The sequence below is a fragment of the Mycolicibacterium stellerae genome (assembly GCF_003719305.1).
Lineage (GTDB): Bacteria > Actinomycetota > Actinomycetes > Mycobacteriales > Mycobacteriaceae > Mycobacterium > Mycobacterium stellerae.
The window spans coordinates 1-23188 of sequence record NZ_RARC01000016.1 but is presented as its reverse complement, the minus strand read 5'-3'; the positions used below and the strand labels follow the sequence as shown (position 1 = coordinate 23188).

Sequence of the window (23188 nt, the reverse complement as noted above, 5' to 3'; positions counted from 1 at the left end):
ACACCTTAGAGCCGGGGTTCATCGGGGTTACGCAACTTGGCCTGGCCAATCCCCCGAATGGGGGAGGTCGGCACCCTGTGCTCTGGGTCACCCTTGACGGGTGCCCATGACACAGCCCAAGACCTGGCGCGCCGGTCGGTTCTGGTGGGATTGCAATTCACCGGTCGGCGCCGACGTGAACCCGCTCCGTGCACTGGTCTTCGATCTCGATGCCCTCGCCGACGTCGAATGCGAGGGGCATCGCGTGGCCTACAACGCGGCGTTCGCCGCGCACGGTCTGAACTTCGAGTGGTCGGTGACGCGGTACCGCAAGCTGCTGGCGCTGACCGATGAACGCCAGCGGATCACGGCCGAGCTTCGCAAGCGCGGCGTTTCAACCGAGTCGGACGTGCTGACCAAGCTGCTCGCCGACGACATCTACACGACCAAGACCATGATGCTCGACGAGATGATCCTCGACGCCGACCTGACGCCGCGACCGGGCCTGGTCGATCTCGTCATGGAAGCTTTCACCGCCGGGGTGGTGGTGAGCGTCGTTGCAGGTGGCCAGCGAAGCTGGGTGGAGCCGTTGGTGCGACAACTGGTCGGCGACGGTGTCGTCGAAACAGTGGTGACCGCCGACGATGTCAAGAAGCCCATGCCGGATCCCGAGGCTTTCCGAACCGCACTGTGGGAGCTCGGGATACCCGCGGAGAACGCCCTCGCAGTCACGGGTTCCGCTTCGGGGCTGCGCGCGGCGACCTCCACGGGTCTGGCCACCGCGGTCATCACCGGTGACGGTGCCCCCGATATCCCCGCTGCGGTGGCGGTCCGGCCCGACTACGCAGGCGGCGAGCGGATGCGAATCGCGGACTGTCGGCGGCTTCACGGCCGGTGGTATGCGGCGCGCAAGCCTGCCGACGCAGCCTAGAGACCTCAGCTGCCACGCAGCAGTTCGATCACCGCGCTGAAGTCCTTGTTGGCGTGGTCGGCCGCGTACTTCGCATAGATCTCGGCGGCGTGGGTTCCCAGCGGCGCGGTCGAGCCGGTCGAGTTCACCGCATCCATCGCCAGGCCGAGGTCCTTGTTCATCAGCGCGGTCGCGAAGCCGGGCTTGAAGTCGTTGTTGGCAGGCGATGTCGGGACCGGGCCGGGCACCGGACAGTTGGTGTGTACCGACCAGCAGTTGCCGGTGGCTCCGGTGATCACGTCGAACAGCGACTGCGCCGAAAGGCCGAGCTTCTCGGCCAGCACGAAGGCCTCCCCGACGGCGATCTGCTGCACCGCCAGCACCATGTTGTTGCACAGCTTGGCGCTCTGGCCATTGCCGGAGCCGCCGCAGTGAATGATCTTGCCCGCCAACGGCTCCAACACCGGACGCGCGCGTTCGACGGCTTCGTCCTCGCCGCCGACCATGAACGCCAGCGTCCCGGCCGTTGCGCCCTTGACGCCGCCCGACACCGGGGCGTCGAGTTGCGCGAAGCCCTGCTCGACGGCCTGCTTGTGGATGTCGCGGGCATCGGCGACCGAGATGGTCGACGTGTCGATGAACAGCGCACCGGCCTTCGCCGCGGGTAATACCTCGTCGTAACACGCCTTGACGACCGCGCCGTTGGGCAGCGAGCTGATCACGACGTCGGCTTCGGCCACCGCCGCGGCGCCGGAGTCGAAGACGGTGACGCCGTTGGCCTGCGCCGCTTCCTTGAGGGCGGGCACCGGGTCGAAGCCGTGCACGGTGTGCCCGGCGGCGACGAGGTTCGCCGCCATCGGTCCGCCCATGTTGCCCAGCCCCAAGAACGCGATGTTCATGCCTCGTCTCCCACTCGTCCCCTGCCCTGCGGGCGTGGGCCCACCGGTCCTCGCTCGTTCCTCGCTGCGATCCTCACTCGTGGTCGCCTTCGGGTGCTCATGCACGGACCTTTCTATGCAGAGGCGCGGGCGCGGGCTGCTTCGGCCCGACCGATGACCACGCGCATGATTTCGTTGGTGCCCTCGAGGATTCGATGCACCCGCAGGTCGCGGACGATCTTCTCCAGCCCGTACTCGGTGAGATAGCCGTAACCGCCGTGCAGTTGTAGCGCCTGATCGGCGACGTCGAAGCAGGCGTCTGTGACGTACCGCTTCGCCATCGCGCACAGCTCGACCTTGTCGGGGTGGTTGTCGTCCAGCGCAGCTGCCGCTCTCCACAACAGCGTTCGCGATGCCTCCAACGCCGTGGCCATGTCGGCGAGAGAGAACCGGATCGTCGGCTCGTCGAGAAGCGCGCCGCCGAACGCCTGCCGGTCGGCCAGATAGCCCGCCGCCTTGTCGTAGGCGGCCTGCGCGCCGCCCAGTGAGCACGCCGCGATGTTGATCCGGCCGCCGTTGAGGCCGTTCATCGCGATGGAGAAGCCGGTGCCCTCGCCATCGGCGCCGCCGAGCATCGCATCGACGGGAACCCGGACGCCCTCGAAGATGACCTGTGCGGTGGGCTGGGCATGCCAGCCCATCTTCTCCTCGTTCGCGCCGAAACTCAGTCCGGGGGTGTCCTTTTCGACGATGAACGCCGAAATACCACGGGGTCCGTCGCCGCCGGTTCTGGCCATCACGATGTAGACGTCGGACTCGCCTGCGCCGGAGATGAACTGCTTGACGCCGTCGAGCACGTAGTGGTCGCCGTCGGGGACGGCCTTGGTGCGCAGTGCGCCGGCGTCCGATCCCGCGCCCGGCTCGGTCAGGCAGTAGCTGGCGATGGCCTCCATCGAGGCGAGCTTCGGCACCCATGACTTGCGTTGTTCGTGCGTGCCATAGGTGTCGACCATCCACGAGCACATGTTGTGGATGGACAAAAACGCAGCGACCGTCGGATCGGCGGTGGCCAGCTGTTCGAAGATGCGGACGGCGTCGATGCGACGGAGGCCGCTGCCGCCGGCGTCTTCACCGCAGTAGATCGCCGCCATGCCCAACTCGGCGGCCTCGCGCAGCTCGTCGATCGGAAAGTGATGCGACTTGTCCCACTCCAACGCATTTGGGGCAAGACGCTTTTCGGCGAACGCTGCCGCCGTCTCGGCGATCACGCGTTCGTCGTCGTCAAGACCGAAGAACTGCACGTGGCTCTGCTTTCGGGGTTACTTCATTGTGGGGATGACGAACTCGGCGCCGTGGCTGCCCGCGGGCCACCGTTGAGTCACGGTCTTGACCTTCGTGTAGAAGATGATCGACGACGGCCCATGTTGGTTGAGATCGCCGAACCCGGACCGCTTCCAGCCGCCGAAGGTGTGGTATGCCACCGGCACCGGAATTGGCACGTTCACGCCGACCATGCCGACCTGAACCCGGGACACGAAGTCGCGTGCGGTGTCACCATCGCGAGTGAAAATGGCGACGCCGTTGCCGTACTCATGTTCGGTGGGCAGCCGCAATGCTTCTTCGTAATCGTTAGCGCGCACGATGCACAGCACCGGGCCGAAGATCTCGTCGGTGTAGATCGACATATCACTGGTGACGTGGTCGAACAGGGTCGGGCCGATGAAGTAGCCCTTCGACAGGTCGGCCTCATCGAAAGTCAGTTCGTCAGTGGCGCGTTCGCGTCCGTCGACGACAGCTTCCGCGCCTGCTTCGATGCCCGCGGCGATGTAGTCGCGGACCCGCTTCAGAGCCGCCTCGGTGACCAGCGGGCCGTAATCGGCCTTTGGGTCAAGGCTGTGGCCGACGCGCAACTGATTGATGCGCTCGACGAGCCTGGCGCGCAACCGGTTTGCGGTTTCCTCGCCGACCGGCACCGCGACGCTGATGGCCATGCAGCGCTCGCCCGCGCTGCCGTAGCCCGCGCCGATCAGCGCATCGACGGCGTTGTCGAGGTCCGCATCGGGCATCACGATCATGTGGTTCTTGGCGCCGCCGAAACACTGTGCGCGCTTGCCGTGCGCCGCGGCGGTCGAATAGATGTACTGCGCGATGTCGGAGCTGCCGACGAAACCGACGGCTTGGATCTCCGGATGCTCGAGAATTGCGTCGACGGCCTCCTTGTCGCCATGGACGACCTGGAAGACGCCAGGGGGCAGGCCGGCTTCGATGAATAGCTCGGCCAGGCGTACCGGCACCGACGGGTCGCGCTCGGACGGCTTGAGGATGAACGCGTTGCCGCACGCCAGCGCGGGACCCGCCTTCCACAGCGGGATCATCGCCGGGAAGTTGAACGGGGTGATACCCGCGACCACGCCGAGCGGCTGCCGCAGTGAGTACACGTCGATGCCCGTGCCTGCGCCCTCGGTGTACTCACCCTTGATCAGGTGCGGGATGCCGATGGCGAACTCGATCACTTCGATGCCGCGCTGGATGTCGCCCTTGGAATCCGCAACGGTCTTGCCGTGTTCCAGCGACAGCAGTTCGGCCAGTTCCTCGACGTTGGCGTTGACCAGGTCGATGAACTTCATCATCACGCGGGCCCGGCGCTGCGGGTTGAAGGCGGCCCACACCTTTTGCGCCTCGACGGCCGAGGCCACCGCGGTGTCGACGTCGGCGGTGGAGGCCATCAAGACCTGGGCCTGTACTTCGCCGGTGCTTGGGTTCATCACGTCGGCGGTTCGCGTCGACGCCAGGTTGCTACGGCGACCGTCGATGAAGTGTTGGATCTGTGTGCTCATGAGCAGGCCCCTTGACCGAAAATTCCGAATACTAGGACATCCTAGTAACGGCGCGGGACGCCGCGCAAGCACCCTGCGAGCACCGCCTATCCGAGCTCGGCGAGCTGCCGAAACGCAGGCGCCATGCCATCGATCCAGGCAGCGGGCGAGCCGGTGGTGGGCATGGTGATCGCGGTCTGCACACCGAGTTCGGCGTAGCCGGCCATCTGGGCGACGAACGCGTCGCGAGTCTCCGGGCTGTGCCGAGGATTGTTCGCCGACACCGTCGTGCGGATGTCGTCGAAGTCGCGGCCGACGTCGTCGCAGTGTCTGCGCAAGACTTCGAGCTTGTGTGCGACCTCCTCAGGCGAGCTGGCGAAGAGATTGCACGCGTCGCCGTACTGCGCGACCAGCCGCAGCGTCTTGCGCTCCCCGCTACCGCCGATCATCACCTTGGGACGGTTGATGGGCTGCGGTGAACACAACGTCTCGTCGAGCTGGTAGTGCTTGCCCGCATACGGGCCGTTGTTGCCCGGGTCCCACATCTGGTTGCAGATCTGCAGTGCCTCTTCGAGCCGTTCGAACCGTTCGGCCAGCGGCGGGTACGGCACGCCGAGCCCGCGGTGCTCGCGCTCGAACCACGCGGCGCCGAGGCCGAGCACCGCGCGGCCGCCCGACAGCACGTCCAGAGTGGTGATGGTCTTGGCGAGGATGCCGGGATGGCGGTAGGTCACGCCGGTGACCAGCAGGCCGAGGCTGACTGTCGAGGTGTGGGCGGCGAGGTAGCCCAGCGTCGTGTAGCCCTCCAGCATGTTCGACTCGGCGGGCAGGCCGGTGGGCTCGATCTGGAAGAAGTGGTCCATGAAGGACAGCCAGTTCGCTCCAGACGCCTCCACTGCGGCACCGACTCGGGCGAGCTCATCGGCGATGGCGGTGGTTCCGCCGTCGATATCGAATACGGGCACATGAATGCCGACGTCCATGAAGGTCTCCCTCGAGAATTGATTGCGACCGTCGAGCCGCCGATGTCGTGACCGGCCCGGCACTCCCTAACAAGTTGGGGGTCGCGCGACACATTCCCGCCGTGACTGCCAACCCGTCAAAGCTCCAGCAGGCGCACCGTCTCGGCCCTCATGTCGACCTTGCGAACCTTCCCGGTGACGGTCATCGGGAACTCGTCGACGATGCGCACGTAGCGGGGAATCTTGTAATGGGCGAGCTTGCCCGACGAGAACGCGCGCACGGCGTCGACATCAAGTGCACGGGTGCCCGGCCGCATCTTGATCCACGCGCAGATCTCCTCGCCGTACACGGTGTCGGGAACGCCGATCACCTGTACGTCGTCGACGTCGGGGTGGGTGTACAGGAACTCCTCGATCTCCCGCGGGTAGATGTTCTCGCCGCCCCGGATCACCATGTCTTTGATGCGCCCGACGATCACGCAGTACCCGTCGTCGCGCATCACGGCCAGGTCCCCTGTGTGCATCCAGCCGTCTTCGTCGATTGCCTCGCGGGTCTTTTCGTCGTCGCACCAGTAGCCCAGCATCACCGAATAGCCGCGCGTGCAGAACTCGCCCGCCTGGCCACGTTTGGTGATCTCACCGGTATCGGGATCTATGATCTTGATTTCGACGTGCGGGTGGGCGCGTCCGACCGTCGCGGTCCGGTATTCGATGTCGTCGTCGATGAGTGTCTGGCAGGACACCGGTGACGTCTCCGTCATGCCATAGGCGATGGCCACCTCTGACATGTTCATCTCGTTCATGCACCGCTTCATGACCTCCGTCGGGCACGTCGCACCCGCCATTATCCCGGTGCGCAGCGACGACAGATCGCGCTCGGCGAGGTCGGGCTGGCCCAGCATTGCGATGAACATCGTCGGGACGCCGTAAACGGCCGTGCAGTGCTCCTTTTCGATTGCCGCCAGTGTCGCGCCGGGATCGAAGCCCGCCGCCGGAATGACCATGGTGGCACCGTGGGTGGTGCAGCCAAGGTTGCCCATCACCATGCCGAAGCAGTGGTAGAACGGCACCGGAATGCACAGCCGGTCGCCGGGGCGCAGATTGATCAGCTCGGTGACGAAGAATCCGTTGTTCAAGATGTTGCGATGCGAAAGGGTGGCCCCCTTGGGGGAACCCGTTGTGCCCGAGGTGTACTGGATGTTGATGGGATCCGACGGCTCGAGTTCTGTCATCCGGGCACGCAGCTCGTCGGCTGACACCTGCTCGGAGCGCTGACGCAGCCGCGCCCAGTCGTCGGTGTCCAGGAACACCACCTCGGTCAGGTCGGGCACCTGGCTGCGCACCTCGTCGAGGATGCTGCGGTAATCGGAGGTCTTGAATTGCGTCGCCGACACCAGCATCCGGACGCCGGAATGGCGCAGCACGTAGGCCAGTTCGTGGCTTCGGTAGGCCGGATTGACCGTCACAAGGATCGCGCCGATCTTCGCCGTCGCGAACTGCAGGATGGTCCACTCCGGGCAATTCGGCGACCAGATCCCGACGCGGTCGGACTTCTTGACGCCGCTGGCGATCAAAGCCCTTGCAACCAAGTCGATTTCGCTGTTGAGTTCGGCGTAGGTCCAGCGCCGGTCACTGGGAACATCCACCAGCGCCTCGACTTCGGGGTGGGCGGTCACCGTGCGCTCGAAGTTCACCCCGATGGTCTCGTCGAGCAGGGTTGTGTCGTCGGGGCCCGCTGTATAGGACCGCGCGGTGCCGTGTTCGCTTCGAAGGCGGTTCTTGAGCACCTTTCCGCCTGCGTTGCGGGGCAACGCGTCGACGACGACAACGTGCCTCGGCCGTTTGTAGGGCGCCAGTCGGCCACGGCAGTGCGTATCGATCTCCTCGCCGGTCGGCGGGTCGGCCGGGTGGTGCGGCACGATCACCGCCATCGGCGTCTCGCCCCACTTGGGATCCGGCACGCCGATGACCGCCGCCTCGGCGACCTTGGCATGTGCGGCCAGCACGTTCTCCACCTCGGCGCTGTAGATGTTCTCGCCGCCAGAGATGATCATGTCCTTCTTGCGGTCGACCACATAGAAATAGCCGTCGGCGTCCTGGGAGACCATGTCACCGGAATGGAACCAGCCGCCGCGGAACGCCTCAGCGGTCTCGACCGGCTTGTTCCAGTACTCCTTCATCAGCAGCGGGCCCAGGTAGACGATCTCGCCCACCTCGCCACGCGGCACGTCGTTCATGTCATCGTCGACGACGCGCACCTCGACGTTGAGCATCGGAGTGCCCACCGAGCCGATCTTGCGGATGGAGTCCTCGCCGCGCAGCAGACAGGTGATGGGGCTGCACTCGGTCTGACCGAACGCGGCAATGATCTCCGCGCCGGGGAACGATTCGATCATGGTCGCCAGCAGCGTCGTCGACGCCGGTGCGGCACCCCACCAGACGCGGCGTAACCGGCTCAGGTCGTGTGAGCCGAGGTCTGGTGTCGCACAGATCATCTGCCATGCAGACGGCACCATGAAGCACGAGGTGACCTGCTCGTCGACCATGGTGGCGAGCGTTGCGTTCGGGTCGAACCCGCCCGACGGCGGAATGACGACCCTGCCGCCGGTGAGGAACGTCGGCAGCATTCCGGAGATGCCCGCGGTGTGGAAAAGGGGTGCCACCGCCATCCAGCAGTCGTCGTCGCTGTGGTGTCCGAGGGTGGCGATCGAACTGAACGCGTGTAGGTACAGGTTGCGGTGTGTGATCACTGCGCCCTTCGGGAATCCCGTCGTGCCGGAGGTGTACATGATGAACGCGGGCGCATCGTCGGCGACTACCGCATGGACCGCAGAATCGTCCGCCTCGGCGATGATCGCGTCGAGGTCGCCGCCGATGGTCAACACGGTGTGCACCGTAGGCGCCCCGGCCAGTGCCTGCGCCACAACAGGTTTCAGAGCGACGTCGGCTATCACCGCCGTCGAACCGCTGTCGGCGAGCACGTATGCGACCTCATCGGCAACCAGCCGGAAGTTGACGGGCACCGCGATGGCGCCCAGTCGCAACACCGCCAGCCAGGACTCGACCAGTTCGAGGCTGTTGAGGCCGAGCGCCGCGACCCGGTCGCCGTGCCGGATCCCGCGTTCGCACAGGGCATTAGCCAGCCGATTGACCCGGTTGTCGAGTTCGCGGAATGTGCACCGACGCATGGCGTCGCAGAAGGCGACTTCATCTGGTCGCACCTCGGCGTGCCGCGCGAGTACGTCGCTGAGCGTGATACCCGTGATCACAGAAGCCTCCTTCGGATTCAAATGGCGGCCCGGTCGGCGACCAGCGCCCTGTGTTGTGCGCTTCCGCCGAACAGCGCCGCTGTCGTGTGGGCCCGGCGGAAATACCGATGCAGATCGTGCTCCCAGGTGAAGCCGATTCCGCCGTGCACCTGGATGGCGGAATTCGCGCACAGCAGGTAGGTGTCCGCGGCCTGCGCCTTGGCCAGCGGAGCGTTGATTCTGCGCTCGGCGTCGACGTCGGCGCTCATTGCGGCGAACATGACAAGGGCTCTTGTCGCATCGATCTCGATCATCATGTCGGCGCAGGCATGCTTGACGGCCTGGAAAGACCCGATGGGCCGGCCGAATTGGTGTCGGCTGCGCGCGTGCTCGACGGCCAGCGCGAGACAGGCCTCTGCGCCGCCGAGCATCTCAGCGGCAAGCAGGATTCGCGCCGTGTCCAGTACCCGCTCGAAGTCGTCGGGTGTTCCACCAGTCAGTGCGTCGGCGGGCGCCTGAGCCAACTCCAGCCGGGCGACGGGCCTTGTGCCGTCGAACGACGGCAGGGGCACGACGGTGACTCCCGGCGCGTCGCCGGCCACGATGTGGGGAACCACTGCGGCGCCGGTGTTTGCGGGCACCACGAACAGGTCTGCGACATGACCGTGCAGAACGGGGGCGCACTCACCGACCAGAACCGTCCGCCCCCCGCAGTACTCCGCGCGGACGGTCGGCGCGGACACATCGGCCGGACGCGCGGCGGCCAACGCCCCGATCCGCTCTCCGGAAAGCAGGCCGGGAAGGTGTTGAGCGCATTGTGCGTCGTCGCCCATGCGCAGAACAGCCTCGACGGCAAGCGTCGTGGAGAGCAGCGGAACGGCGGCCAGCGCGCGGCCGGCCTCCTCGAAGGCGATCGCGGTGTCGACAAGGGTGCCGTCGGCCCCGCCGTACCGGGCCGCGACGTGCAGCCCCAGTAGCTCCAGTTCACCGCAGAGCAGTCGCCAAAGTGGGGCATCGTGACCGCGGCAGCCGTCCGCACCCGGCCGCGAGTGGTCACGCAGGAAGCGGCGCAACGAATCCCGGAAGTCGTCGTGTTCGGTGCTGTATCGCAGATCCATGTCAGATCGCCCGTTCCTTGGGAAGCCCAAGCAACCGTTCACCGATCACGTTGCGCTGGATCTGGGAACTTCCCGCATAGATCGTCGCGGCCCGCGCATAGAGCAGTTCGTCCATCCAGCATGCGGCCGAGTTCGGGGTGCCGACCGCGGGCACCATCAGCGCCGCGCCGTTCCCCTGCCCCTGCGGGCCGAGCACGTCGAGTCCAAGGAGTTCGACGGCTAGGTCGGTGTAACGCCGGAAGTATTCGCTCCAGATGACCTTGGTGATCGCCGCCTCGGCGCCCGGTCGCGACCCGTTCAGCATCGACGTCAGGGCGCGATAGCCGCGGAAGCGCATGATCTGAACCCGCGAATAGCACCACGCCAGCGCGTCACGAATGCGCGGGTCGGTATGCATTCCGCGGTCGCGCGCGAGCAGACACAGCCGCTCCAGGTCCCTACCGAAGTCGATGGCCGCGGTGGTGGCCGTCGACGCGCGTTCGAAGCCGAGCAGGGTCATCGCCGTCGACCACCCTTCGCCGAGCCCGCCGACGACGTCGGCTATCCGGCTGCGGGCGTCGGTGAAGAAGACTTCGCTGAACGAGGCATGGCCTGCCGCGTTGACGATCGGCCGGACTTCGACGCCGGGCTGGTCCATCGGCACCAGCAGAAGCGACAGCCCCTTGTGCTTGGCCGCGCCGGGGTCCGTGCGAGCAAGAACGAAGATCCAGTTCGCGGTGGGTCCTGCCGACGTCCAGATCTTCTGGCCGTTGATCACCCATTCGTCACCGTCACGTGCGGCCCTTGTGCGAACCGACGCCAGGTCCGAGCCGGCCTCGGGTTCCGAAAAGCCTTGGCACCAGCGGTCTTCGCCGCTCAGGATGCGGGGAAGGAAATGTTTCTTCTGCTCCTCGGAGCCCACCGCGATCAGCGTGTTACCCAGCAGCTCGATCCCGAACTGGTCGTTCTCGGTTCCGTGGGGCGCGCCCGCGCGGGCGAATTCTTCGGCGAGCACAACCTGTTCGATCTCCGAAAGGCCTGCGCCCCCGTACTCCTTCGGCCATGACACGGCGATCAGGCCGCGGGCGGCGAGAGTTCGCCGCCACCGCCGGGTGAATTCGTGCCGCTCGGCGTCGGGGAGTGCTCCGGCCCCCGACCATTCTTCTGGCAGGGACTCGTCGAGGAATGCGCGAATCCGCACCCGGAACTCCTCGGCCTCCGGCGGGTAGTCGACGTCCACTACTGGGCCAGCCTTCGCGTCAGGGCCGAGATTTGGTCGCGGGCGGGATGTCGGGGGAGACCCGCCAGTCCTCGAGACCGTTTTCGACCGTGCCGTAGGACAGCGTGCCGCCGGTGATCTCGGCCCAGTGGGCATGGTTGAGCTGATGGATCTTGAAGCAGGCGTCGAGCGCGGTCGCGAATCCCATCGCATCGACGGTCTGGTTCACCGACTCCTTGATCAGTAATGCGGTGACCGTCGGCAGCTTGGCGATCCGGCGGGCGAAGTCGACAGTGCGGTCCGACAGCTCGTCATCGCCGAACACCTTGCTCACCATCCCGAGCGAGTGGGCTTCGTCGGCGTCAAGGGAATCGCCGGTGAACAAGAGCTCCTTGGCCTTGCGTGGCCCGAACTCCCAGGGATGGCCGAAATACTCGACGCCGCACATCCCGAGTCTGGTGCCGACGACGTCGGCGAACACCGTGCTGCGGGCCGCGACGATGAGGTCGCAACACCAGGCCAGCATCAGTCCTGCCGAGAGCACCGTCCCGTGCACCTGCGCAATGGTGACCTTGCGGAGGTTGCGCCATCGCTTCGTGTTCTCGAAGAAGTAGTGCCACTCCTGCCGGTTGCGCGATTCCACCCCGCCGTAGGACCCCCCGTTGCATTGATAGGTCGGGTGCTGGTCGGGGCCGGGGGTGCGCTCGCGCACGTCGTCGGCGGAGCCCAGATCGTGGCCTGCGGAGAAGCAAGGTCCCGCACCGCGAAGGATCACCACCCGAACCGTGTCGTCGGTTTCGGCGACTTCGAACGCCCAGCCCAATTCGACGAGCATCCCCCGATTCTGCGCATTGCGCTGCTTCGGGCGGTCAAGCGTGATCACCGCGATCCTGCCCTCGTCGATGACCTCGTAGTCGACGTACTCGAAGTCCCGCGCCCGGCTCCCTTCGACGAATGGAGACGGGGGTGCGGATCGTCGGTGGCCGTTGTCCTCGTACAGATCGCCGGTCATGGCCGCTCCTTCCTGCATGCGGGCCGTCTGACCTCAGGAGGTTACGCGGCGCAAATACAAAATGTCCATAGCCGATACGCCCAAGAAAAATATTCCGTTGGGTAAATCACCAAGAAGACTGCCACTTGCGCTCAGTGATGTATCTTGCTAGTACTGTGTTGTACGTCGCAGCCGGCATTACCGACCGAGAGGGTTGACGATGGAGATCGGGATATTTTTGATGCCGGCGCATCCGCCGGAGCGGAGCTTGTACGACGCGACCCAGTGGGACCTCGAGATCATCGAGCTGGCCGATCGGCTGGGCTACGTGGAGGCGTGGGTCGGTGAACACTTCACCGTGCCGTGGGAGCCGATCTGTGCACCGGACCTGTTGTTGGCGCAGGCGCTGATGCGGACGAAGTCGATCAAGCTCGCACCCGGCGCACATCTGCTGCCCTATCACCATCCGGTGGAGCTCGCCCACCGAGTGGCTTACTTCGACCATCTCGCGCAGGGACGGTTCATGCTTGGCGTCGGCGCCAGCGGCATTCCAGGCGACTGGGCGTTGTTCGACGTCGATGGACAAAACGGTGAGCATCGCGAGATGACCCGCGAGGCACTCGAGGTGATGCTGCGGGTCTGGACCGACGACGGACCATGGGAGCACCGCGGAAAGTACTGGAACGCCAACGGCATTGCGCCAATGTTCGAAGGCCTGATGACGCGCCACATCAAGCCGTTTCAAAAGCCCCATCCGCCGATCGGCGTCACCGGATTCAGCGCTGGCTCCGAAACACTCAAGATGGCAGGGGAGCGGGGTTACCTCCCCATGAGCCTCGACCTCAACGCCGAGTACGTCGCCACGCATTGGGACGCGGTGTTGGAGGGCGCAGCGCGAAGCGGGCGCACACCCGATCGACGTGACTGGCGACTGGTCCGCGAGGTGCTCGTCGCCGAGACCGACGAACAGGCATTCCGCTACGCCGTCGACGGGATGATGGGCCGAAACATGCGGGAGTATGTGCTTCCGACTTTCCGGATGTTCGGTATGACCAAGTTCTACAAGCACAACCCATCCGTCCCCGATGACGACGTGACGCCCGAATATCTGGCGGAGAACACCTTCGTGGTCGGGTCGGTCGAAACCGTGGTGGACAAGTTGGAAGCCACCTACGACCAGGTCGGTGGCTTCGGCCACCTGCTGGTCCTTGGATTCGACTACAGCGAGGACCCCGGCCCGTGGAAGGAGTCGATGCGCCTGCTGGCCGAAGAGGTCATGCCACGGCTCAACGCGCGTATCGCGAAGAAACATCAGAGCGCGATCGTCTAGTCGTTCGGAAAGTCCTTGAAAGGGGGCACTGCCGTGAAGACCCGTCAGGTCGACGTCCGTTACTCGGACGGGACGCAGAGGACGATGTCCGTACGCCAGGAACAGTCGATCCTCGAGGCCGCAGAGGAAAACGGCATCGCCATCGTCAGCGAATGTCAGAGCGGAATCTGCGGGACGTGCGTGGCCACCTGCGCGGCGGGCGAATACGAGATGGGCCGCACCGAGGGCCTTTCCGACGTGGAGCGAGACGGGCGAAAAGTCCTGACCTGCCAAACCTTTCCCACCTCGGACTGTGTTATCGAAGTCCAGTACCCCGCCGACGACAACGCCGCACTTGTCGTCACCGGGGACGGGGTGGTCACCGGGGTCACGCAGTTGTCGCCGACCACCGCCATTTTGAACGTCGACGCCTCGGGACTGCCCGCGCTCACCTACCGGGCCGGCCAGTTCGCCCAATTGCAGGTGCCGGGAACCGAATCGTGGCGCAACTACTCCTATTCCCATCCGGCCGACGGGCGCAACGAACTGGAATTCATCATCAGGCTGCTCCCCGACGGGGTGATGTCGGAGTACCTGCGTGACCGTGCCAAGCCCGGCGACCGGATCGCATTGCGGTGCAGCAAGGGCGGCTTCTATCTACGCCCCGTCGTACGTCCGGTGATCCTGGTTGCGGGCGGCACCGGGCTGTCGGCGATCCTGGCGATGGCAGAGAGCCTGGCTGCCGACAACCCGCAGCCCGTGCATCTTCTCTACGGGGTGAGCGCCGCCGAGGACCTCTGCAAACTCGACGAGCTGGAAGCGCTCAAGCAACGTGTGCCCCGTCTTGACGTGAAGACGATCGTGACACAACCGGATGAGACCTGGGACGGCCCCGTTGGGGTGGTCACCGACCTGATCGACGGTGACATGCTCGCCGACGGCGACGCCGACATCTACCTGTGCGGGCCGGCGGCAATGATTGAGGCCAGCCGAACCTGGTTGGCGGACAACGGCTTCCACCGCGTCGGGCTTTACTACGAGAAGTTCGTCCCGAGTGGGGCCGCCGGCAGAAGCACCCGCGAGCGGTTGGACTACGCCGAGCTCGACCTGGCCGACATCCGCAGGCGGGGGCGGGGCACCGCGGTCGTCATCGGTGGCAGCATTGCGGGCATCGCTGCGGCGAAGGTGCTCAGCGACACGTTCGACCGGGTGATCGTGCTGGAGAAGGACGGCCCTCATCCCCGCCGCGAAGGCAGGCCAGGTGCGGCGCAGGGCTGGCACCTGCACCATCTGCTCACCGCGGGACAGATCGAATTGGAGCGCATCTTTCCCGGCATCGTCGACGACATGGTGCGTGAGGGCGCCTTCAAGGTCGATATGGCCGCCCAGTACCGGATCCGGCTGGGGGGTGAGTGGAAGAAGCCGGGTACAAGTGACATCCAGATCGTGTGCGCGGGACGTCCGCTGCTCGAGTGGTGCGTGCGCAGGCGACTCGACGGCGAGTCTGCTATCAGCTTCCGCTACGAATCCGAGGTGGCCGACCTCGTCTTCGAGGGCGGCGGACAGACCGTCATCGGCGTCGCCGTCGCGCGTGACGGTGGCGGCATCGATGTGGTGCCCGCCGAGTTCGTGGTCGACGCCTCGGGTAAGAACACCCCGGTCCCCGAGATCCTTGACCGCATCGGCGTCGGCGCCCCCGAAGTCGAGCAGGACATCATCAACTGCTTCTACTCCACAGTGCAACACCATGTTCCGCCGGAGCGGCAGTGGCAGGACAAGGTGATGGTGATCTGCTACGCGTACCGGCCCTACGAGGACACCTACGCTGCGCAGTACTACACAGACAGCTCGCGCAGCGTCTTGTCCACCTCTCTGGTCGCCTACAACTGTTACTCGCCGCCGCGCACCGCAAGGGAGTTCCGTGCCTTCGCCGACCGAATGCCGTCACCGGTCATCGGTGAGAACATCGACGGGTTGGAGCTCGCATCCCCGATCTACAACTTCCGCTACCCCAACATGGTTCGGCTGCGCTACGAGCGCAAACGGAATCTGCCAAAGGCATTGCTGGTGGTCGGCGACGCGTACACCAGCGCCGACCCGGTCTCCGGTCTTGGTATGTCGCTGGCGCTCAAGGAAGTTCGGGAGATGCAGCTGGCGCTGGCCAAATACGGTGCAGGACATCCAGATCTGGCGCGCCGCTACTTCCGGTCGATCAGCAAGATGGCCGACACGGCGTGGTTTGTGATCCGCGAACAGAACCTGCGCTTCGGCTGGATTAAGGATGTGGACAAGAAGCGGCCGTTCTACTTCCGCGCGCTCACCTGGTACATGGACCGCGTCATCGAGTTGGTTCACGACGATCTGGACACCTACCGCGAGTTCCTTGCGGTGGTCCATCTCGTCAAACCGCCTTCTGCCCTGATGAAGCCGGGTGTCGCAGGCAGGGTGCTCGGCAAGTGGGCAGCCACCAGGCTGTCCGGGCGCAAGACGCTCATCGCCCGCAATTACCAGGACCGAGCCGTGCCGACACCGCAGGTGCCGGAAAGCCCCGAGGGGATCGCCGTCGGCCAGGTCGTTGCCAGCCGCACAGCCTAGCGATTTCGAAAGAAGGAAGGACCCAGATGTCGCATCGGATCTTGAACTGCCGGGGCACCCGGATACACGCGGTCGAGGAGGGCGAGGGACCGCTGGTCGTTCTGCTCCACGGGTTTCCCGAGTCCTGGTACTCCTGGCGCCATCAGCTTCCCGTGCTCGCCGCGGCCGGCTACCGCGCCGTGGCCATCGACCAGCGTGGCTATGGCCGCTCGTCGAAATACCGGGTGCAAAAGGCCTACCGCATCAAGGAATTGGTGGGTGATGTGCTCGGCGTCATCGAGGCCTATGGGGAGGAAAGGGCCGTCGTCGTCGGCCACGACTGGGGTGCGCCGGTCGCGTGGACATTCGCCTGGCTGCATCCGGAGAAGTGTGCTGGCGTGGCGGGCATCAGCGTCCCGTTCGCCGGACGCGGCGTGATCGGTCTTCCCGGCAGTCCCTTCGGCGAGCGCAGGCCCAACGACTACCACCTGGAGCTCGCGGGCGAAGGGCGGGTCTGGTACCAGGACTACTTCTCCGCGCAGGACGGAATCATCGCAGAGATCGAAGAGGATGTCCGGGCGTGGTTGCTCGGCCTGACCTACACCGTCTCCGGTGATGGGATGATGGCGGCGACCAAGGCAGCCGTCGACGCGGGCGTGGACCTGGCTGCGATGGACCCCATCGACGTGATCCGCGCAGGCCCGCTCTGCATGGTCGAGGGTGCCCGGCTCAAGGATGCGTTCATCTATCCCGAGACGATGCCCGCCTGGTTCACCGATGCCGACGTCGACTTCTACGCAAGTGAATTCGAGCGTTCCGGCTTCGGCGGGCCGCTGAGCTTCTACCACAACATCGACAACGACTGGCACGACCTTGCCGACATGGAGGGCAAGCCGCTGACCCCACCCGCGATGTTCATCGGCGGCCAGTACGACGTCGGAACCACGTGGGGTGCAGAGGCCGTCGAACGCGCGCACGAGGTGATGCCGAACTACCACGGCACCCACATGATCTCCGATGTCGGACACTGGATTCAGCAGGAGGAACCCGAGGAGACCAACCGGCTGCTTCTCGACTTCCTGCGCGAGTTGCGTTAGTGGGCGAAGCGATGATGCCTGCGGTCGCACCGGCTATCGACGAGGCGCAGCTGCGACGGGTGTTCGGTTGCTTCCCGTCCGGGGTGGTCGCCGTCTGCGCCATCGTCGACGGCCAACCCGTGGGGATGGCGGCAAGCTCGTTCACCCCCGTGTCGCTGGCGCCGGCCCTGGTCTGTCTGTGCGTTCAGAACACGTCGACGACATGGCCCCGACTGAGGACGATGCCTCGGCTGGGCTTGAGCGTGCTTGCCGACTCTCACGACGATGCTTGTATAAAGCTGTCGCGCAAGAACTGTGACCGGTTCGCCGGGGTGCCATGGACCGCGATGTCCGGCGGTGCGGTGGTGGTCGACGGGGCGAGTGCGTGGTTGGACTGCCGGCTCCACGCCGAGGTGGACGCGGGTGACCACACCATCGTCCTGCTGGAGATCTGCGGGCTGGACGGCGATCCCGAGACCCAGCCCCTGGTGTTCCACGGCAGCCGGTTCCGACGTCTTGCCGGGGTTCGCGTGCAACAGGAGTGCCGGTGAAGACGACCGATGTGCGGGTGCGACGCGCCATCGCGGCGGTCGCGGCGGGCAGGCCCGTCGTCGTCACCGCCGAACCCGCACAAGACGATGACGGATACCTCGTCTTCGCCGCCGACGCCGCAACCCCGAAGCTGCTCGCGTTCACCGTGCGACACACCAGCGGGCTTGTCCGGGTGGCTCTGCCCCCGTCAGAGTGTGAGCGGCTCGACCTGCCGCCGATGTGCTCAACCGCAAAGCGGGCGGGCGTCGGCGCCCAGCGGGTCTCTGTCGACTGGAAAGGCGTTGGCACCGGAATCTCGGCGACTGACCGGGCCCGAACCATCGCCGAGCTTGCCGCAGCTGCCTCCTGCGCCGACGACTTCCGGCGCCCCGGCCACGTCATCCCGGTGCTGGCCGACCCGCAGGGCGTGCTCGGACGGTCCGCGGGAGCCGAGGCGGCGTTCGACCTTGCCCGCCTAGCGGGGCGGCGTGAAGCGGCTGTGCTCTGTGAAATCGTGTCCCGCCGCCGACCTTCTGCGATGGCGCGAGGCGCCGAATTGTCCGATTTCGCCGACGAATACGGGCTGCAGGCCATTTCCGTGGCCGAGCTTGCCGCGTATCGGCGACGCACCGAACCTCAGATCGTTAGGGTGGCCGACACGGTCATGCCGATCAGGGGCGTCAACTCTCGGGTGATCGGATTCCACGGCGTACGCGACGGCGCCGAGCACCTGGCGGTGATCGTCGGCGCGGCAGGTCCCGGTGTGCCGGTGGCGCTGCACGTCCACGTCGAGTGCATCACCGGTGATGTGTTCGGAGCATCCGCCTGCCGATGCGGGCGGGATCTCGACGGCGCGCTGGCGCAGACGGCGGCGTCGGGGGGCGGCCTGATCGTCTATCTCCGCCCGGCCGGGCGTCCCCGGGCCTGCGGGCTGTACGACGACGCTCATGAAGCGTCGCGGGAACAGTTGGCGGACATGGTCACATGGATCCTGCGGGACCTGGGAGTGTCTCCGTTGCGGCTGTCCGATGACGCCCCGAACGTCGGCCTTGTCATGTTCGGTGCGATACCGGTCCAGCGTCGCGACGTCGGACGGACAATCGGATCGTTCGCGAGCGCGGTGTGAGGCAGCAGATGATCCGGAGGGCGAGCATATGACGTATCAAGACCTGTCCGGTAAGGCCGCCATCGTGACCGGGGCGGGAGCCGGTATCGGGCTTGCGATCGCGCAGCGGCTCGCCGCCGAGGGAGTCGGCGTGCTCTGCGCCGACATCGACGGTGGTGCCGCGGACGCCGCGGCGGCGAAGATCGGCGGCGGAGCCGTCGGGCACACGGTCGACGTCAGCGACGAAGTGCAGGTGATCGGCATGGTCGAGGCCTGCGTCGACGCGTTCGGCGGGGTCGACAAACTCGTCGCGAATGCGGGTGTCGTGCATTTCGCTCCCCTCGTCGAGACGACCGTCGACGACTTCGACCGAGTCATCGGAATCAATTTGCGCGGAGCTTGGCTGTGTACCAAGCACACGGTGCCGAGGATGGTCGAGCGCGGCGGTGGAGCCATTGTCAACATGTCGTCGCTTGCTGGTCACATCGCGGCGGCGGGCACCGTCGCCTACGGGATGGCCAAGGCGGGCATCATCCACCTCAGCCGCGTCACCGCGGCCGAATTCCGTTCGGCCAATGTACGTTCCAATGCGCTGTTGCCTGCCTTCGTCGACACGCCGATGCAACAGACGGCGATCACGATGTTCGATCAAGCGTTGGGCGATGGGGGTGGACTCGCGATGATCGAACGGCTTCAGGGCCGCATGGCGGCACCGGAGGAGATGGCCGCGGTCGCGGCCTTCCTCTTGTCAGACGAGGCCTCGATGGTCACCGGAACCACCCAGGTCGCCGACGGCGGTACCGTTTGTGCCCTGTGGTGACCGACTCATCATGATCGACAACGCAATAGCGGTCATCTCCTCCGTCACCCCGACATGTCGGGTGAGATGCCATGTCCGCGCGACGTCTTCGATGAAGCTGAGCGCCGCGGCGACGAGCAACCGCGCTTCTGCGACGGTGGTCGCGGGCACGAGTTTGCGAATGAGGTCGATCCATTCGCCTTCACGGTCGGACTGGTTCCTGACGAAGCCGTCGCGAACCTCGCCGGATGCGTGCGGCAGCTCGGTGATCGAGACGGCGAGCAGATCGGGATCGTCCACGCTGAGGCGGACGTGTCCCTCGACGAGGATGCGCAGGCGTTGTTCGGCAGTGACATCAGCGCGCATCGCGCGTATGCATTCGAGGCTGCGCCATTCGTCGAGCCGTCGCACGAGCGCGTCCAGTATCGCCTGTTTGGACGAGAACGAGCGGTACAGCCCTGGACCTGCAATGCCCGCTCCCTTTCCGATTTCGCTTGTGCTGACGGCCGGATAACCCGCAGCGCGGAACAGCCGGGCCCCCGTGCCGAGCAGGGTCTCGTGTCGGGAGAACAGCGCGCCTTCTCGATTCGGCGTCGCGTCGAGCGGCTCCAACGAGGAAACGGCCGGTGTTCGCGCGGCCGCCATGCACGCCCGGTAGAGCAGCTTGGTCAGGTCGTCGCCCGGCAGCGTCATGCTGTGGCGACCCAGGCTGGTCAGCGTGCTCGATACCGCCCATGCCCGCAGCTCCGAATGGCGGGGGTCGAGGCCGGGCACCTCGAGCCGGACGGCCTCGTCCATGCCTGCGACGATCGCGTTGATCCTGCGCCGGACCTGCTCACGGTCGGCACCGTTGAGGTAGCGGGCTTCGCGTTGCCAAAGCACCGTCAACGCTCGGGTCACCACGGCCGCGGCGATCAGGTTCGGCAACTCGGCGCGCAGTGGCGGAACCGCCGACGTAGCGTCGTGATCCTTTGGCCTGCGCGCGTTTTGGTATTCGTCCTGCGTGATGAGAATGGCTGCGGCGAGCAGAGCCTGCTTGCTCTCGTAGTGGCGGTACAACGCGCGCGCCGTGACGCCGGCCGCCTCGGCGATCTCCTCCAACTTGACCGAATGAAAGCCGCGCTCGATGAACAGGGCAACGGCCTGTTCGAGGATCTGCTTCTTGCGATCTTTGGGCCTGCGCTTGATCGCGGGGGCGGGCTCCATCAATCGACGCCCCTTCCTGCATCACTCGAACCACCAAATCCTGCCAGACGCGCCGGCGCCGGGGCGACTACGAGGCTGACAACTTGAACCCGCTCTGCTGCTCGAAGTCGGCGAGATCGAAGTAGTCGGTGAAGCGGGTGATCTCGCCATTGTTGACCTCGAACACGCCGGTCACGGGCAGCACGACCCTCCGGCCGTCGTTCATGGTGAAGTAGTCGATGCGCTCGGCGAGTACCAGACCTGGCTCGGCCGCAAGCGTGACGATATCGAGCTTGGCTTCCGAGAACGCGTCAAGGAACGCCTGAAAGATCGCGCGGATGCCGGCGATGCCCTCGATCGGCTTGACCGGCACGTTGTGGTAGACGGCGTCGTCGGCGAAGGCGCCGCAAATGGTCTCGAGATCGCGGCCTTCCCACGAGCCGAGAAAATCGCGGACGAGTCTCTCGCTGGCCTGCTTGGTGTCGGTCACGGGTGCCTCCTCAGGTATCAGTGCGCAAGGCGGCCCCAGCGCCTACCACCTTCATTGTGACGTACAGAACAGTACTATCAAGATACATTACCGAACGCAAGAGCCAGTTTTCATCGTGTTTTGCACGCCATGGATCATTTTGGAAGCGTATCGACTATGGACATAAGTAACCTCGACCGCGTAATCTCTCGAATGTCCTCGCCCCACTTCGACCAATTCGGATGGCCGACATGAGCAGCTCCACTCGTGGCCGCAGCGTCGAACCCGTGCGGTTCGCGCGGGTGCTGCCAGTCGTCGCCGCAGTGGCCTCGCGAGCGCCACAGCAAACCACCGAAACCCTCATCCACAGCGGCTTATGCCTCGTGCGGAACAGACTCATACCTCTTTTTGAAAGCCGCAATCGAGCCGCAGAGGTCGATAGCGGTCCGCCCGTGCCCTCGCTTGATAGGGACGTCCCGCAAACACTGACGGAAGGGTTGGCGGCAGCGTGGTGATCTCAGCGGAAACGGCGACCAAGCCCATTCGGGCGGTCGGTGGCTTCTTCGCCATCACGCTGGACACCTTCGTGTTGATGTTCAAGCCGCCGTTCGCATGGCGGGAGTACTTAGCTCAGTGCTGGTTCGTGGCGCGGGTGTCCACGCTGCCCGCGGTGTTGATGACGATTCCGTGGGCTGTGATTTCGGGGTTCCTTTTCAATGTCTTGCTGGCCGATATCGGCGCCGCGGATTTTTCCGGCACTGGTGCTGCGATCTTCACGGTGTCTCAGAGCGGCCCGATCGTGACGGTGTTGGTGGTGGCGGGCGCGGGTGCCACGGCGATGTGTGCCGATCTAGGTGCGCGAACCATCCGCGAGGAACTCGATGCGCTGCGGGTGATGGGCATTAACCCGATCCAAGCGCTGGTGGTTCCGCGAGTGCTCGCGGCCACCACGGTGTCGCTGGCGCTGAGCTCGGTGGTGATCATGACGGGTCTTGTCGGCGCGTTTGTTTGCTCGGTGTTTCTAATGGACGTTTCGGCGGGTGCGTGGGTGGCGGGTCTGACCACGCTGACTCACATCGCCGATGTCATCATCTCGATGATCAAGGCGACCCTGTTCGGGTTGACTGCTGGATTGATCGCCTGCTACCAGGGCATCTCGGTGGGCGGCGGTCCGGCCGGTGTCGGCAGGGCGGTGAACGAAACCGTCGTGTTCGCCTTCATCGTGTTGTTTTTGACCAACATCATCGTCACCGCCGTCGGTGTCCCCTTCATGGTGTCTTGAGGTGAACTTGTGACGTTGAGTGTTCCGAGCCGACTTCATCCGCGGCTGCAGCGGATGAGGAATGCCTTGGTGGGCGGGTGGAATCAGATTGGTTCGCAGACGCGGTTTTATGCCACCACGTTGGCTGGGATTCCCGATGCCGCCGTCAACTACCGCAGCGAGTTGTTGCGGGTGATCGCACAGATGGGATTGGGCAGCGGGGCTCTTGCGGTGATCGGCGGAACGGTGGTGATCGTGGCGTTCTTGACGATGACCACCGGCGCGATTGTTGCGGTGCAGGGCTACAACCAGCTGGCGTCGGTGGGTGTGGAGGCCTTAACGGGGTTCGCGTCGGCGTTTTTCAATACCCGCGAAATCCAGCCGGGAACGGTGATGGTGGCGCTGGCGGCAACCGTCGGTGCCGGTAGCACCGCTCAGCTGGGGGCGATGCGGATCAATGAGGAGATCGATGCGCTCGAGGCCATCGGTATCCGCACTGTGAGCTACCTGGCGTCCACCAGGGTGCTGGCCGGGGTGATTGTGGCGGTTCCGTTGTTTTGCGTCGGGCTGATGACGGCATATGGGGCCGCTCGTATCGGCACCACCGCCATTTATGGCCAGGGGTCGGGTGTCTATGACCACTACTTCTATACGTATCTGAGTCCCACCGACGTGTTGTGGTCGTTGGCCGAGGTGGCCGCGGTTGCACTGATGATCATGTTGTTGTGCACCTACTACGGCTACACCGCGCGTGGCGGGCCGGCGGGGGTGGGCGAGGC

General features: G+C 65.4%; 19 protein-coding genes. 9 read left to right on the top strand and 10 right to left on the bottom strand.

All coding sequences use genetic code 11. The features are described 5' to 3' along the window. Positions 1 to 106: 106 nt before the first annotated feature. Entirely contained in the window at positions 107 to 910 is an 804-nt protein-coding gene (locus D6M19_RS19485) for an HAD family hydrolase (protein ID WP_407665376.1), read from the top strand. A 5-nt stretch (positions 911 to 915) separates the two neighbouring features. Here the strand turns inward: D6M19_RS19485 and mmsB are convergent, their stop codons facing one another. From mmsB to D6M19_RS19445, 8 genes are all read right to left on the bottom strand, one after another. Beyond that, a complete protein-coding gene (gene mmsB / locus D6M19_RS19480; RefSeq protein ID WP_268812323.1) occupies positions 916 to 1893 on the bottom strand; it encodes a 3-hydroxyisobutyrate dehydrogenase in 978 nt (325 codons plus the stop codon). An 8-nt stretch (positions 1894 to 1901) separates the two neighbouring features. Beyond that, on the bottom strand, positions 1902 to 3068 hold the full coding sequence (locus D6M19_RS19475; protein WP_123026902.1) for an acyl-CoA dehydrogenase family protein: 1167 nt from the start codon (positions 3066 to 3068) through the stop codon (positions 1902 to 1904). An 18-nt stretch (positions 3069 to 3086) separates the two neighbouring features. Beyond that, the gene (locus tag D6M19_RS19470) at positions 3087 to 4604 is read right to left on the bottom strand and encodes a CoA-acylating methylmalonate-semialdehyde dehydrogenase (RefSeq protein WP_123026901.1); all 1518 of its coding nucleotides are present in this window, start codon (positions 4602 to 4604) and stop codon (positions 3087 to 3089) included. A gap of 86 nt (positions 4605 to 4690) precedes the next feature. Then, a complete protein-coding gene (locus tag D6M19_RS19465) occupies positions 4691 to 5566 on the bottom strand; it encodes an LLM class F420-dependent oxidoreductase (RefSeq protein WP_123026900.1) in 876 nt (291 codons plus the stop codon). Positions 5567 to 5682: 116 nt separating this feature from the next. Then, positions 5683 to 8814 (bottom strand): long-chain-fatty-acid--CoA ligase, encoded by a 3132-nt coding sequence (locus D6M19_RS35290; protein ID WP_123026899.1) that lies wholly within the window; start codon positions 8812 to 8814, stop codon positions 5683 to 5685. Positions 8815 to 8831: 17 nt separating this feature from the next. Then, positions 8832 to 9911, bottom strand: a complete 1080-nt coding sequence (locus tag D6M19_RS19455) for an acyl-CoA dehydrogenase family protein (protein ID WP_123026898.1) — start codon at positions 9909 to 9911, stop codon at positions 8832 to 8834. A 1-nt stretch (position 9912) separates the two neighbouring features. Then, positions 9913 to 11130, bottom strand: coding sequence for an acyl-CoA dehydrogenase (locus D6M19_RS19450; RefSeq protein WP_123026897.1), 1218 nt, complete (start codon positions 11128 to 11130; stop codon positions 9913 to 9915). 19 nt (positions 11131 to 11149) lie between these two features. After that, positions 11150 to 12121, bottom strand: a complete 972-nt coding sequence (locus tag D6M19_RS19445; protein WP_123026991.1) for an enoyl-CoA hydratase — start codon at positions 12119 to 12121, stop codon at positions 11150 to 11152. A 199-nt stretch (positions 12122 to 12320) separates the two neighbouring features. Between D6M19_RS19445 and D6M19_RS19440 the strand changes: the two genes are divergently transcribed. Genes D6M19_RS19440 through D6M19_RS19415 form a run of 6 tightly spaced genes read left to right on the top strand, consistent with a single transcriptional unit; the run spans position 12321 to position 19515 of the window. Next, positions 12321 to 13430 carry an LLM class flavin-dependent oxidoreductase gene (locus D6M19_RS19440; RefSeq protein WP_123026896.1) on the top strand — a complete coding sequence of 370 codons (1110 nt, stop codon included), beginning with the start codon at positions 12321 to 12323 and terminating at the stop codon, positions 13428 to 13430. Positions 13431 to 13463: 33 nt separating this feature from the next. After that, positions 13464 to 16004, top strand: a complete 2541-nt coding sequence (locus D6M19_RS19435) for a 2Fe-2S iron-sulfur cluster-binding protein (RefSeq protein WP_123026895.1) — start codon at positions 13464 to 13466, stop codon at positions 16002 to 16004. A 26-nt stretch (positions 16005 to 16030) separates the two neighbouring features. Next, positions 16031 to 17080: an alpha/beta fold hydrolase gene (locus D6M19_RS19430; RefSeq protein WP_123026894.1), complete on the top strand. Its 1050-nt coding sequence runs from the start codon at positions 16031 to 16033 to the stop codon at positions 17078 to 17080. 11 nt (positions 17081 to 17091) lie between these two features. After that, positions 17092 to 17610, top strand: a complete 519-nt coding sequence (locus D6M19_RS19425) for a flavin reductase family protein (RefSeq protein WP_206428576.1) — start codon at positions 17092 to 17094, stop codon at positions 17608 to 17610. After that, positions 17607 to 18716, top strand: a complete 1110-nt coding sequence (locus tag D6M19_RS19420; protein WP_123026989.1) for a 3,4-dihydroxy-2-butanone-4-phosphate synthase — start codon at positions 17607 to 17609, stop codon at positions 18714 to 18716. Before D6M19_RS19425 ends, D6M19_RS19420 begins: the two co-directional genes overlap by 4 nt. A gap of 28 nt (positions 18717 to 18744) precedes the next feature. Then, positions 18745 to 19515 (top strand): SDR family oxidoreductase, encoded by a 771-nt coding sequence (locus D6M19_RS19415; RefSeq protein WP_123026893.1) that lies wholly within the window; start codon positions 18745 to 18747, stop codon positions 19513 to 19515. Here D6M19_RS19415 and D6M19_RS19410 read toward each other — a convergent pair. Both D6M19_RS19410 and D6M19_RS19405 read right to left on the bottom strand, forming a co-directional pair. Next, a complete protein-coding gene (locus tag D6M19_RS19410; protein WP_123026892.1) occupies positions 19444 to 20700 on the bottom strand; it encodes a TetR/AcrR family transcriptional regulator in 1257 nt (418 codons plus the stop codon). The two genes, D6M19_RS19415 and D6M19_RS19410, sit on opposite strands and share 72 nt — an antisense overlap. Positions 20701 to 20767: 67 nt before the next feature. Next, a complete protein-coding gene (locus D6M19_RS19405) occupies positions 20768 to 21169 on the bottom strand; it encodes a limonene-1,2-epoxide hydrolase family protein (protein ID WP_123026891.1) in 402 nt (133 codons plus the stop codon). A gap of 487 nt (positions 21170 to 21656) precedes the next feature. Here D6M19_RS19405 and D6M19_RS19400 point away from each other — a divergent pair, with 487 nt between their 5' ends. Both D6M19_RS19400 and D6M19_RS19395 read left to right on the top strand, forming a co-directional pair. After that, on the top strand, positions 21657 to 22430 hold the full coding sequence (locus tag D6M19_RS19400; RefSeq protein ID WP_123026890.1) for an MlaE family ABC transporter permease: 774 nt from the start codon (positions 21657 to 21659) through the stop codon (positions 22428 to 22430). A gap of 54 nt (positions 22431 to 22484) precedes the next feature. Beyond that, the coding region (locus D6M19_RS19395) for an ABC transporter permease (RefSeq protein WP_123026988.1) at positions 22485 to 23188 on the top strand (704 nt) is incomplete at its 3' end.

What these genes read in the sequence shown, in the direction of transcription:
- D6M19_RS19425 (WP_206428576.1), top strand. Translation starts at nt 17,092, where the DNA reads ATGATGCCTGCGGTCGCACCGGCTATCGACGAGGCGCAGCTGCGACGG.
- D6M19_RS19470 (WP_123026901.1), bottom strand. Translation starts at nt 4,604, where the DNA reads ATGAGCACACAGATCCAACACTTCATCGACGGTCGCCGTAGCAACCTG.
- D6M19_RS19430 (WP_123026894.1), top strand. Translation starts at nt 16,031, where the DNA reads ATGTCGCATCGGATCTTGAACTGCCGGGGCACCCGGATACACGCGGTC.
- D6M19_RS19465 (WP_123026900.1), bottom strand. Translation starts at nt 5,566, where the DNA reads ATGGACGTCGGCATTCATGTGCCCGTATTCGATATCGACGGCGGAACC.
- D6M19_RS19485 (WP_407665376.1), top strand. Translation starts at nt 107, where the DNA reads ATGACACAGCCCAAGACCTGGCGCGCCGGTCGGTTCTGGTGGGATTGC.
- D6M19_RS19415 (WP_123026893.1), top strand. Translation starts at nt 18,745, where the DNA reads ATGACGTATCAAGACCTGTCCGGTAAGGCCGCCATCGTGACCGGGGCG.
- D6M19_RS19445 (WP_123026991.1), bottom strand. Translation starts at nt 12,121, where the DNA reads ATGACCGGCGATCTGTACGAGGACAACGGCCACCGACGATCCGCACCC.
- D6M19_RS19440 (WP_123026896.1), top strand. Translation starts at nt 12,321, where the DNA reads ATGGAGATCGGGATATTTTTGATGCCGGCGCATCCGCCGGAGCGGAGC.
- D6M19_RS19455 (WP_123026898.1), bottom strand. Translation starts at nt 9,911, where the DNA reads ATGGATCTGCGATACAGCACCGAACACGACGACTTCCGGGATTCGTTG.
- D6M19_RS19410 (WP_123026892.1), bottom strand. Translation starts at nt 20,700, where the DNA reads ATGGAGCCCGCCCCCGCGATCAAGCGCAGGCCCAAAGATCGCAAGAAG.